The following is a 12,287-nucleotide window of genomic DNA, read 5'->3' as shown; positions in this document are numbered from 1 at the left end:
GTCCTGCGAAGAATAGCTAATGGTGTTCCTCATTACTTTAAATGTTTACCTAAGATATTCAATAAGTAATCGTGAAAGGGCGGTATTCCTGCCTCACTGGGCAGTTGATAGGGACCTGTATCATCTATACCTTGTTCCGCTAATGATTTTTTTCCTCTAAAAATGCGATCGCATATGGTTTCATCTTCTTTTGCTGTTTCATGATAAGCAATCTGCGATAAATGAATAATCTCTTGATAAGTGTCTATTACTTTTTTAGGATAAAAAAAGTCTACTGTATTGATGCATCGTTCAGGCCCATCAGGAATGACCACGCTGATAGTAAGCATCTCAGGGTAATGTTCAATCATAATGTTAGGATAGAGTAAAAACCAAACGGCTCCATATTCTGGCGGGGCATTATTACGGTATTCTAAAAGGGCATGATGCCAGTTTTTATAAGCGTCAGGACCTTTTTTAAATAAATTTTTTTGAATTCCAACTTTTTGACTAGAGTAGTTTTTACCGAATTGCCATAAGATTTGATTGCAATCAACCAGGTTTCTTAAGCCTGGGTGAAAGGGTCTAACATGATAATCATCGAGATAATTATCAATAAATACTTTCCAATTAAAATCGTGTCTGAATGATACGCTATTAGAGTAGGCATAATCAGTAAAATCCAGATCATCCATTATAATTAATTGATTATCAAAGCAAATTGGAGATGGATCTAAATCACCAGAAAAGAGTAGCCCACTCCAGGTTTTTAATTTTTTTACCGGTAGATGACGGCTGTGCTCGTGGCTAAAATGAGGTGTTTTTAATAAGGTGCCCTCGTTGTTATAACACCACATGTGAATAGGGCATACTATTTTATTGCTATTCCCGCATCCCTCTAACATCAGCGCTTGGTGGTGCCGGCAAATATTAGAAATAAGTTCTATACCGTTTTTATTGTGTACCAGAATTTCTGTATTATTAGACAATACGCGGTAATCATTAATGTCAGGAACCATTAATTCATGGCCAATATAAATTAGTTTATTTGCGAAAAGCAGCTGTTGTTCCTGCTCATAAATATCGGGACTAGTATACCAGTCCGTGGTGATTTCATTTTTAATTGTCTTAGTTTTGGATGACATAACGTCGCATTTCTAGCATGTATAAACAAATTTAACTGTATAAACTAAATCTAGCTTAATTCATTAAAAAGTCCAATCGAAGCCTTATTACAATGCTTTGTATAGTGAATCTTATTAGACCTCTTGCCTCATCGAGTTATAAGGAAATTTTTTAGGGTACGAATTTTCATTACAAAAGGAAGAACTTTATTTTTTATCGTCTATACTATATGAGTGTTGTCCAGTAATTGAACAGTTCCCTCACTGCAGGCACGGATGCTTAAAGATAGCAGTCTGCAGTTCATATATAGTTGCTATTTACAAAGGTAGCATTCACGGAAGCCATAGATTTCCTGCAGCGAGTTTCGAAAGAAACTTATTAGAGTTAATAATCACAGTTATTGGTTTGCTCGTCTAATTGAATGAGTTAGGAAGTTACTATGTCGAAACCTTATAAAAATTTAGCTGAATTATTAGAAAGCGCTGCTTATACCAATCCCACACAATCCTTCACTTTTACAACCTATGACAATCACTCATCAGAATCCATAACTTTTGTTGAGCTGCTCATTAAAGCAAGAGAGATTGCTGCCATAATTCAAAATAAAGTCCAACGCGGGGATAGAGTCATATTGTTATTTGCACCTGGCATTAATTTTATTACTGCATTTTATGGTTGTATTATATCTGGGGCTATAGCTGTTCCCTTGCCTCCACCGGTTAATGTCGAGTCCGCTATTCGTTTTGAAAACGTGGTCAAAAATTCGCAGCCTAAATTGATTCTTTCTGAAAAGAAAGTAACTAGTAAACTGTACGCCATAGCAAAAATAGGTCGATTAAGAAAGCTCCCTTTTTTTATATCCATTTATAATTATTTTTCTAAAATCTCTTGGTCGCAAACTACATTTATTCATCATAAGATTCAAATGTTTGGTTTGCCTTGGGTTGAGCTTGATGCGTTGAAAAAGAAAGAAAAAAATCTCAAATTGAATGAGATAGATTCTGAACCATTTGAACACTGCTACATTCAATATACTTCCGGTTCAACGAGACAGCCTCAGGGCGTTATAATGAATCATGCCAATGTCATCTCCAACCTTGAAGGGATAAAGACAAGGTTAAATGTAACATCGTCTGATGTGGCAGTTAGCTGGCTTCCTTATTATCATGATATGGGATTGATTGGCTATTTATTTGGTCCAATCATGTACCGTGCTAGTTGTTATCTTATGTCCCCCTTTGATTTTCTCAGAAACCCTTATAATTGGCTGCATAATATCTCTGAGCATGGCGGTACGGTTACCTCCGCACCTAATTTCGCTTATGATCTATGTGTGAGTAAAATAACAGAAGAGCAAAAAAGTAATTTAGATTTAAGTACTCTTCACATAGCAATGTCTGGTGGAGAACCTATACAAGCAGATACGTTACAGCGTTTTACAGAGAAATTTAAAGAGTGTGGTTTTAATTATGATGCTTTTGTACCGGCATATGGTCTTGCTGAATCTACTGTTGCCGTGTCGATGAAAGGACGCAAAGAACCGGTAATTTATTTGAACTTAGATAAAGATGATTTGAGACAAAATACCGTTTCTGTACTACCCATGGATGCAGTAGAAGGAAAATTACTTTATAGCTGTGGTAAGTTATTGCCAGATCAAGAGGTTGTTATTGTTAACACCGAAAATAATACGGTAGTGAAAAGTGATAATATAGGTGAAATTTGGTTAAAAGGACCTTATGTTGCCCAAGGATATTGGGAGGATTCCGTTGATGCAAATCAGATATTTACTTCCTTTTTACAGGATGGTTCGGGGCCTTATTTACGAACTGGAGACCTTGGGTTTATTCATAAAGAACATTTATATATTACGGGGCGATTTAAAGATTTAATTATTATCCGTGGCCATAATTATTATCCACATGACATAGAGCAAACAATAGAGCAATGTTATTCGGGAATAAAACAGGGATATACCGTTGCTTTTTCAATTAATAGTGCCTTCGAGGAAAAATTAGTTATTGTTTCAGAAATAGTGTCATCTAAGATCTTTAATAATGAAGAGTGTATTGATGCAATAAAAAATGCGGTGAGCAAATCTCATGGATTGGCTCCTTATGAAATAGTGCTGATTCCGGCAAAAACACTACAAAAAACTACTAGCGGTAAAATTCAAAGACAAAAGACAAAACAATTATTTCTTAATAAATCACTGCCCATTATTGGTCATTGGCGAACAAAAGATGAAGCGCATTCAATAGTCACTGCTGTACATCATCCAAGTTATGCCCCAAACGACGTACATAAATGGCTATTGAGTTGGATTAAGGCGAAGAAAAATTTATCCGAAGATGAGATAAATAAAATAAAGGATGTTGCTCATTTGGGTATGGATTCACTGCATTTAACTGAGTTTGTGGTTGATTTAAAAAATAAATTTAATATCTCGATAGATCCTTTGGATTTATTAAATTGTGGCTCTATTGAGCAATTAGCTCATCACTTGGTGTCTTTAAGGAGAAATTAATCATATGTGGTGTAAGGCGTTTGGAAAGAGATCTAAATGTAAAAAAAATGTAAATTTTGCTCCAGTTAATCCTACCTTAAGTTAGTACATTTATGCTGTGGGTAAATAAGTTAGAGGTTAGGTATGGCAGTGCAATTAGATTTGAGTCATGAATTTGATTCTTTAGTGAAGAAGTTAAAACTGGATCCCGATAATCCGGTACTTAAGATGGAAATTGTGAAACGCATACCTGAGATGAAGGTGTTAGCTAAGCTAAATCCTTTAGCACAATATAGGTTGGCTCAAGCCTATTCTCCAGGTTCAGACGAATACAATGAAATGATGGCAGAATCTGCAGAGAAGGGATGTACTAATGCAATGTTGACTATTTGCCAAGACAAATTGAACTCAACGTCGAGAACCACAGGTGATTTAAAAATTGTAGCGCACTACATCGCAATGATTGAGCGTCTGGCCACGAGAGAACAGTCTAAAGATTCTTATATTCTCAAACAAAGTAGAGCTTTATTAGAATCTCATCCGGAAGTTGCAGCCTTAATGAAAGGGGAATTTAAAGCGAATTCTTATAATTCAGGCATTCGATTCTTCCAGCCACAACCCGAGAACAACAGGTCATCACAACCCGATCTGGATAACGGTTCTACTCTAGAACCCGATCTGGATAACAGCCCCACTTTTTAATATGGGTGTGATTGATAAAGTAAGTTTTAAAGCCTTTATGTCTGCGTGCCGCGGTACGTAGACGAAGCACTGCCATTAAGTTAATGGATTATTTAATGCCGCGTGGGATTCAACCATGGGTATTTCCTTTTTTCTATGTATTATGAAACAATTTATGTTCCTATTATCTGGTGTATCGTTTCATGACTACTGAGTTTAGTTATTTACCTATAGAACATTTACAAGCAAGTCAATATCAACCAAGGCAAGACTTTAATTCTTCAGCGCTACAAGAGTTAGCTCAATCTATAGCATCGCAAGGGTTAATTGAACCTTTGGTTGTTCGTCGTATTGCAAAACAGCACTATGAAATTATTGCTGGTGAACGTAGGTGGCGAGCAGCCAAGCTAGCGGGTCTTACAGCGGTACCTTGTCTTATTGGCGAATATACTGATAAACAAGCTTGCGCCTTAACTTTAATTGAAAATATTCAGCGTGAGGATTTAAATTTAATCGAAGAGGCTAATGGTTATCGTCGTTTAATGGATGAATTTCATTATCATCAAGATGAAATTGCGGCCTTAGTTGGTAAATCACGCAGTCATATCGCGAATATTTTACGTTTGCTAAGTCTAACCGAACACCTTAAGACTTTGATTCGTGATAAGGTTCTGTCTTTAGGCCATGCTCGGGTTTTAGTTGGGCTAAGTCCAGATCAGCAAGAATGGTTTGCTTCTAAAGCGCTTGATGAGCAATGGTCGGTAAGACAATTAGAGCAAGCAATAAAATTACATAAAAGCAAGAGCGTCGGGCAACCCCAAAACGCGAAAAAGGATAGAGACGTAGAGCGGTTACAAACATTGCTATCAGAACAAGTAGGCGCACCTGTACAAATAATAAACGATAATGCGGCTGGTGGATGGTTACAAGTCAAATTTTTCGATAATGATACCTTAGCAGGCCTTTTGGAGCGCTTGGGCTTAAGATATGATTAGGTCAAGAGTTTATTATTTATTTTTAAGGAATATACCTTGATGAACAAGGTGCTAACTGGCGTGTGTTTATGGTCTCTAGGAGCGATGTCGTCTTTTGGAGCCAGTATGCAAATTGATGTGGATAGACTGATTAATCGTCTGAATCCGCGCGTTAATCTTGGGATGGTTGTTGTTGACTTATCTTCTGGCGACACACTCTATAAGCGTAATGCTGAGCGTTTATTTATTCCTGCAAGTAACATGAAGTTGTTTTCTGAAGCAGCTGCCTTAATGGCTTTAGGTCCAGATTATCGTTTCAAAAACCAACTAAGCACCAATGCCACTCAATTGCAGCAAGGTGTTTTGCAAGGCAACCTTTATTTGCATTTAAGTGGTGATCCTTCTTTTACCCGTAAGGATTTGCGAACGTTGCTGGCGGCCCTTAAAGATTGGAAAATCAGCGCCATTCAGGGCAATGTGTATATTGACAGTAGCCTTGCCGCTGTTCCTGCTTATCCACCAGGCTGGTTAACTTCAGATTTATCGTATAGTTATGGGGCTCCTATAGCACCGCTAATGCTTGATGCCAATAGGCTTACCGTTACAGTTAATCCTGGTGCTAAGGTAGGTGAGCCGGCCATAGTTGAAATGGAAGATGATAACGAAGGGGGCATTGTTTTAAATAATCAAGTTAAAACTGCGGCTAATGCTAAAGGTTGTGGTGTTGGTTTTACTTTGGATAATGAAAATAAATTAACAGTACGCGGTTGTGTTGCTGTTGGTCAATGGGCAGTGCAACAGCGTTTAGCGATTAAAAACCCGTTGGTGTTTTCCCAGGAGATGATCAAAAATCAGTTAGCGAAAGCTAATATTACACTTAATGGTCAAGTGCAATTAGGTAAAGCACCTGTGGGTTCTTTATTGATTGCTACAGAGTATTCCAAGCCCGTTTCTCAATTAATGGCAGATACGCTAAAGCCTTCAGATAATTTATATGCGGATAGTTTGTATCTTCACGCCGCAGCTAAACTTAAAGGTTTTGCTGTGAATTGGAATGATGCACAGCCTGTGATCAAAAACTTTTTAGAACAACAAACAGGTATTGATTTTAAAAAAGCGATCTTTACCGATGGTTCAGGTTTATCGCGTTATAATTTGGTAACGCCTGAGCAAACCATTTCATTATTAAAGTTTTTATATCAACGTTTTCCTTTGTCTTATGAGTACATTGCTGCCTTGCCTATATCGGGTCGTGACGGTACCTTACAGAAACGATTTAAGATTCCCACGCAACAAGGCTTCGTTCGCGCTAAAACTGGAACTATGACTGGTATGAATAGCCTCTCCGGTTATTTATATTCAGCAAATGGTCATACTCTAGCTTTTGCGATGTTTATCAATCGAGTGCCTGGCAAATCGGCCGGGCCTGGTCGTCCTTTGATCGATGCCTTATGTACTTATTTTTTACAACAAAGTCCAGTCTCCAGTCGATTAGCCAGGGTATTTGCTCCTCACAGTCGTATTAAGTTTCAGAGTAATCCCACTCAGGGAGAAGTACAGCGGGCACATCAGGCTAAATGGCGGCGTTTGGAATCCTTAGTTAGGGCCGCGTTAAAAGGACAGGCAGTGGATGTTATTTATAGAGGAAATGAATTAATCGTTACTGATAATCAATCGGATGCTAATAAAGTATGGTCTGCCTTACAGTCAGTAGCGGCTAAATATCCTTTTGCTGTTGCTTTATCCTCAAACGTTTTGTCGGTTACCCCATCAGCTAAGCCAATGATGCTTTGGGTACAAACAGCAACACCTGATTCTCAAGGAAAACGTTCTTGGATTATCCGCGAAGCGGTATAAAGACAGTTATGGTGGCATGTGGCAATTCTAGCGGTCTGATAATAAAATAGCGCCCTAATTGCTTCACCAATGATCGCAATGACATTTTTCTATGCTATATTATCTTTTTTTCGATAAACTCAGTAGGGTAGTGTTTTGGAAGAGGCTTAAAAAAGTAATCGTTTACTTAATAATGTGTAGCCTGGATTAGACGAAGTCGTAATCCGGGAGCCGAGGTTAATGCGGAACTTCTAGGCTACCTATAAAAGCTTAAGTAGACGTCATTACGTAAACACTCACCTAAAAAACGGAGAATCAATTGGCTCGTATAATGCAAGTTCTTTTATTGTGCTTATGCTTTTTGCAATCGGCTTTCGCGACTCAAGAGTTTTTAACCATTAGTGATATTCATTACGGTAGTGAAAACAAATCACAACAGGGGCATGATACGGGCGATGAGTTTTTGCAAATAACTTTGAATCAACTGCAGCAATTAAGCAAAAATGTAAACTTTATTCTTATTCTGGGAGATCTCCCTACTCATTCATTGTTTGTTACCTCAAAGAAAGAAGAGTTTGAGAAAACTGTATTTCATGGATTATATGAGGCGAATCAAGGAAAAAAACCAATGTTTTATATTACAGGAAATAATGATTCTCTGTTGGGTAACTATCAGCCATTTGAGTCCAATGGTAAATCTCCTTTGACGTTGGCAACAGATTGGACCGGTGCTTGTGCTTATTGCGAAGGTTTAATGATAGATGATTCCCATATGCATAGTGAAGGTTATTATTCTAGTTATGTTGTTCCTGGCAATAAGGACGTTATGTTAATTGCTTTAAATTCAACACAATTGATAAAGCCAACTATTTTCTCTCCTAAATATCCTAATCAGGAACGAGATGCTACAGCTCAATTTAAGTGGTTAGAGCAACAATTACAAAATTCGCACGCCAAGCAATTATTAATCGCTATGCATATTCCTCCAGGTAATTCATATGCCGGAAATCCATTTTGGCAAGAACAATATACACAGAATCTTATCAATCTATTAGAGCAATATCACTCCTCTTTTGAGCAGATCACTCTTCTTAGTTCCCATACGCACATGGATGAGTTGAGAAAAATTCATTTAAAAGACGGGCGTAATATCTATGTTTATTCGACTCCTTCCATTAGCCGTAATCATCATAATAATCCGGGAATGAAGATTTTTACTTTAGATCAACAAATGGCAATTAAAAATTATACCACTTATTACACGACGGACTTAAACGGCTGGGGGCAAGAACAATATCAGGCCTTGGGGCCTTTAGAGGCTATTTTTCCTAATTGTGACACTAAAAACTTAGCGCAATGTCTGGATAATTTAAGTGTGGAACAGGTATGTAATTTTTTAGAGCAAGACTTGTTTTATGGGGTGAAAAGTGCACGCGTCCCGCAAAATGTGTGTAATAAAACCTATATGATTAATTAATCTGAATGCGGAGCCTTTTTGGGGCTCGGTCATTAAGTTAACGTGAATTTCGGATAAGAAACTCAGATTTTACCTTGCCCTCCTCAGGGCTAACGGATCGAGATAGCGACTCGATCTAATAAGCTTCTTATCCAAAGCTGACGTTAAGTTAAGACATTTCGAATCCTCGCGTGGCTCCATTTATGGATACCGCGGTCGATGCTGCGGTAATTCAGCATTTTTGAGTTTGGTAGGAGTTCCTTGTCGGACAATTTGTTGCCCGACCTACTTCAATAATTAGATAATATAAACAGTACTCGCGGCGGGCCCGTCACTGCTTTTTGTTGCTTCAACAAATCGAACTCGTCCTCCTACAGTTAATTTGTTGAAATCATAATCAATGACGCTTTTACTGTTAAAACGTAGTCTTCTGCCATCAATAGTTTCAATAATTCCATAGTCTGCTATTGGTGCAATTTCACGAATAAGTCCTTCTGGTGGCGTTTTATGATGCTTGACGGAACCACGTTGCTTGTCTACATGACATTTAAGCTGTCTTTTTATCGCATTAAATGCATCTCTCATTGCAACATAAGCATTTTCATGGGCATGATTATCAGCAGGGTCACGATTGACAACGAGCTCTGCATTAGGAACAGTAAGATCGATGCGAATATGATAAATGTTACCCTGATTATGATTGCGGTGCATTTCAATACTGATGTCACAACGCATAATCTGTGCGCAATAGGTTCCTAATTTTTCAGCATGTTTGCGAGCCTTGTCTTCAAGAGCTTGTGAGTGTTCAAAATTAAGAAATACTACGTGTATTGGAAAATGGACTGAATTGTGCATTGTATTGCTCCTTATATCATACATTAATACAGTTCAGCTGCATTCTTTATTCACCTCTCAGTAGAGTGTCTGAAGAGGCCTATTGATCCATTAGTATTTATAATAACTATTTTCCTGTTATCGTATTTACTAATTTTTACAAAGACTTTTCCTAATAATAACTATTTTATAAGATATGATTTTTAAAGGAAAAACCTCATCTTGAGGATATTGGTTATTTATTTCCTCATCTAGACTACTGTCGTAAAATACGAAGTAGAGATGATTTATTAATAGTATAGTACATAAAATCTTAATCTAGGTTATGCCTATTTTAGATTTTAAAATAAAGAAATTGGATTAAATATGAACCATAGCATTGAAATTAGATGTGCCACGATTTCTGATGTTCCTTTAATTTTGCAATTTATTAAAGAACTAGCAGAATATGAGCGATTGTTTCATGAGGTCGTAGCAACTGAAGAACTATTACAGGAAACCTTATTTGGTGCTCAATCTCATGCAGAAGTAATTATCGGCTATTTGGACGACAAAGCAGTTGGCTTCGCATTATTTTTTCACAATTTTTCTACTTTCTTAGGTAAGCCAGGAATTTACTTAGAAGATCTCTATGTTAAACCAGAAGCGCGTGGGCAGGGAGTAGGAAGAATTATGTTAGCTTATTTGGCTAAGTTGGCTAAGGATAGAAATTGCGGAAGATTAGAATGGCGAGTATTAGATTGGAATGAGGCTGCCATTAATTTTTATAAAAGTATTGGTGCTGTAGCCTTGGATGATTGGATAGTGTATCGAGTAGTCGATCGAGCATTGGATGATTTAGCAAATAATTAGATTTATTCGAAAGCCCAATACAGAGAGAATACGGTGAGGGGAAACAGAGCGCGGATGTTAATAAAGTTTGGATCCCGCGCATAAAGCGCGGGACGTAGAGAGGTCATATTCCTTCTTAACTTAATGGAAGAAGGGCTATGGGCTGACATTCAAGTTGCAACGCTACCGTATTACAGACTCAAAATTAGATACTCATTTGTTTAGTGGCCGGTTCTAAATGTGCTCTCACCGTATTTTCTAAGAGAGTAATTGTATCTTCTGAGCGAGTTGTTTTTTTGCCAACAAAAAAATCATAAATAGGATTTTGGTGTGTTCCTATTATTTTCATAGCATGAGTATTCAACTTAAAGGTAGAAATGACCTCATGTATTTCTTCTAGATTTCCGTTGTGACTCCTGAAAGCAAAGATGAGTCGCTTTAATAGATCTCCTTTTTTTTGACGGATGGCATCACTTGATTCACACATTTCTTTTGCATGCTCATGCATTTCATCAAGAATTTGGGTGATGTCGTCAGGTAATTTCACTCGTGGGATGGGTTTTGCTTTTTCTTCTGCAAAGAAAGAGTTTTTGCATAAAATATCATAATCTTCTTTACATGATTTAGCCGTTTTTTGAGGGGGATTAAACTCAAAAATAGAGCGGAACTTTTCTTTAAATATTTCTCCTAATCGGTTGTGCATGTCTTCTGTTGGATGAACATCATCCCAGAACATATAACCATCCGCAGGCGACAGTTTATCTTTTTCATATTCTGGATTTTCTTTATCCTTTTCAAACTGTTCAGATGAAGTAAATGGGGTTTTTTGCTTGCTTTTATCAAATCCATATTGCTCAGGATTGTCATATATTTTTTTAAAATCAGTATTAATATCGTCAATATAAAGATTAATAGGGATATGGAGATCTTTATATTTTTGATTAAGCTCAGCACAGCGTTCAGCAAGCTTTCTATTGAAATAGTCACAACATTCTGAGGCGTTATCTCGTTCCCATTGGCTTTTCGCTTGATATCGAGGGGTTAATCCGAGATCGGGCAGGTTAAATAGAATAAAATTCCTATAACCTTTTTGGATTGATAACTCTATATTTTTGATGCGCTCATTAACAGCATTATCTACTTCAGTGTGAGTAGGTCTTTCGTTTACAGTGATTAAGTCATTGGCTCCAGACCACTCAATAATTAAAGTTGCTGCTTTTTCTGCGTTAGAAATGGCATACTTTTTATCATCAGCAAAAAGCGCGTTTCGTTTTTTTTCTAGTGTAGATAAGATAAGCCGAGAAACTTCTTTGGAGGGATCAATAGTAATGGTTGTTGAGTAATCATAGGACGTTAGGCCACCTTCACAATAGAATCGTGCAAATCGTTCCCCGTTAAATAGAATGTGCTTATCATCATTAAGACTAAATGCTGTCTCATTTCGTTTGAGTAAAGCGATATCAGTTAGGAACTCATCACTAATATCGGCATTAGCAGCGGCGGTATGCTGCAATTTGAGCTTGTTGCGCTGATGCTCAATTTCAAATCCTTCTGCTACAGCAGAGCAGTAATAATCTCCCCAAAGATATCCGTTGGTAAATCGGCCTTTGGGGGATTTGCCATACAAACCGGACAATAAACCCATAGGAATAAAACCTAGGAGCTCACGTTTATCAAGAGTTCCTCTATCTGATAAGCTATCACCCAGTACAACTAATCGACTAATCCGTGTCATATAGTTCTCCTTGTAGTTAAGCCTAGAAAAAGACATTGGGTTCGATGTCTTTAGTTTTCTGCTGCTCACTACATACCCAATGATTTCTCTAGATTGTGAAGACAGTAAAATAATGAGAGTTCTGCATAAAAGAGGGGGATATCCTTTTATGCTGCTAGGCAAAAGTTAGCGCGTAAAATGCATAGCATAGAAATAAGTATAGATAGAGAATTCTTTTTATGAGGGATAAGCTCGGGAAATTTACACTTTACTACTGGGTGGGTTTCTGCAAAGTCAGAGATATCTTTTTCTAATTGTCTTAATGGAGATGAACGTTTTTGCTTGCTCGCA

The 12,287-nt window shown here is 37.4% G+C and carries 9 protein-coding genes; 6 read left to right on the top strand and 3 right to left on the bottom strand.

The genetic code is table 11. From position 1 onward, the window contains the following. Positions 1–32: 32 nt before the first annotated feature. The gene (locus LFA_RS11455; protein ID WP_045096309.1) at positions 33–1,124 is read right to left on the bottom strand and encodes an aromatic ring-hydroxylating oxygenase subunit alpha; all 1,092 of its coding nucleotides are present in this window, start codon (positions 1,122–1,124) and stop codon (positions 33–35) included. A gap of 419 nt (positions 1,125–1,543) precedes the next feature. On the opposite strand from LFA_RS11455, the gene LFA_RS11450 reads away from it, so the two are divergent. The 5 genes from LFA_RS11450 to LFA_RS11430 all read left to right on the top strand — a co-directional run bounded on the left by LFA_RS11450 (position 1,544) and on the right by LFA_RS11430 (position 8,578). Then, entirely contained in the window at positions 1,544–3,631 is a 2,088-nt protein-coding gene (locus LFA_RS11450; protein ID WP_045096308.1) for an AMP-binding protein, read from the top strand. A 123-nt stretch (positions 3,632–3,754) separates the two neighbouring features. Continuing rightward, positions 3,755–4,312 (top strand): hypothetical protein, encoded by a 558-nt coding sequence (locus tag LFA_RS11445; protein WP_045096307.1) that lies wholly within the window; start codon positions 3,755–3,757, stop codon positions 4,310–4,312. A gap of 182 nt (positions 4,313–4,494) precedes the next feature. Further along, complete coding sequence (locus LFA_RS11440) at positions 4,495–5,286, top strand: ParB/RepB/Spo0J family partition protein (RefSeq protein WP_045096306.1); 792 nt, start codon at positions 4,495–4,497, stop codon at positions 5,284–5,286. 39 nt (positions 5,287–5,325) lie between these two features. Beyond that, a complete protein-coding gene (gene dacB, locus LFA_RS11435; protein WP_045096305.1) occupies positions 5,326–7,122 on the top strand; it encodes a D-alanyl-D-alanine carboxypeptidase/D-alanyl-D-alanine endopeptidase in 1,797 nt (598 codons plus the stop codon). A gap of 298 nt (positions 7,123–7,420) precedes the next feature. Then, the gene (locus LFA_RS11430) at positions 7,421–8,578 is read left to right on the top strand and encodes a metallophosphoesterase (RefSeq protein ID WP_157010346.1); all 1,158 of its coding nucleotides are present in this window, start codon (positions 7,421–7,423) and stop codon (positions 8,576–8,578) included. Between the two features lie 276 nt (positions 8,579–8,854). On the opposite strand, the gene LFA_RS11425 is transcribed toward LFA_RS11430, so the two are convergent. After that, positions 8,855–9,412: an HPF/RaiA family ribosome-associated protein gene (locus LFA_RS11425; RefSeq protein WP_045096303.1), complete on the bottom strand. Its 558-nt coding sequence runs from the start codon at positions 9,410–9,412 to the stop codon at positions 8,855–8,857. 345 nt (positions 9,413–9,757) lie between these two features. On the opposite strand from LFA_RS11425, the gene LFA_RS11420 reads away from it, so the two are divergent. After that, on the top strand, positions 9,758–10,243 hold the full coding sequence (locus LFA_RS11420; RefSeq protein ID WP_045096302.1) for a GNAT family N-acetyltransferase: 486 nt from the start codon (positions 9,758–9,760) through the stop codon (positions 10,241–10,243). 184 nt (positions 10,244–10,427) lie between these two features. On the opposite strand, the gene LFA_RS11415 is transcribed toward LFA_RS11420, so the two are convergent. Next, the gene (locus LFA_RS11415) at positions 10,428–11,957 is read right to left on the bottom strand and encodes an SGNH/GDSL hydrolase family protein (protein WP_065814371.1); all 1,530 of its coding nucleotides are present in this window, start codon (positions 11,955–11,957) and stop codon (positions 10,428–10,430) included. Between the last annotated feature and the right edge of the window lie 330 nt (positions 11,958–12,287).

This window comes from Legionella fallonii LLAP-10 (assembly GCF_000953135.1).
Lineage (GTDB): Bacteria > Pseudomonadota > Gammaproteobacteria > Legionellales > Legionellaceae > Legionella > Legionella fallonii.
Note: the sequence above shows the minus strand (reverse complement) of the source record. Positions and strands in the feature narration are given on the sequence as shown.

Coding starts and splice junctions, on each gene's coding strand:
- LFA_RS11425 (WP_045096303.1), bottom strand. CDS start 9,412: ATGCACAATTCAGTCCATTTTCCAATACACGTAGTATTTCTTAATTTT.
- LFA_RS11415 (WP_065814371.1), bottom strand. CDS start 11,957: ATGACACGGATTAGTCGATTAGTTGTACTGGGTGATAGCTTATCAGAT.
- LFA_RS11450 (WP_045096308.1), top strand. CDS start 1,544: ATGTCGAAACCTTATAAAAATTTAGCTGAATTATTAGAAAGCGCTGCT.
- LFA_RS11445 (WP_045096307.1), top strand. CDS start 3,755: ATGGCAGTGCAATTAGATTTGAGTCATGAATTTGATTCTTTAGTGAAG.
- dacB (WP_045096305.1), top strand. CDS start 5,326: ATGAACAAGGTGCTAACTGGCGTGTGTTTATGGTCTCTAGGAGCGATG.
- LFA_RS11440 (WP_045096306.1), top strand. CDS start 4,495: ATGACTACTGAGTTTAGTTATTTACCTATAGAACATTTACAAGCAAGT.
- LFA_RS11455 (WP_045096309.1), bottom strand. CDS start 1,124: ATGTCATCCAAAACTAAGACAATTAAAAATGAAATCACCACGGACTGG.
- LFA_RS11420 (WP_045096302.1), top strand. CDS start 9,758: ATGAACCATAGCATTGAAATTAGATGTGCCACGATTTCTGATGTTCCT.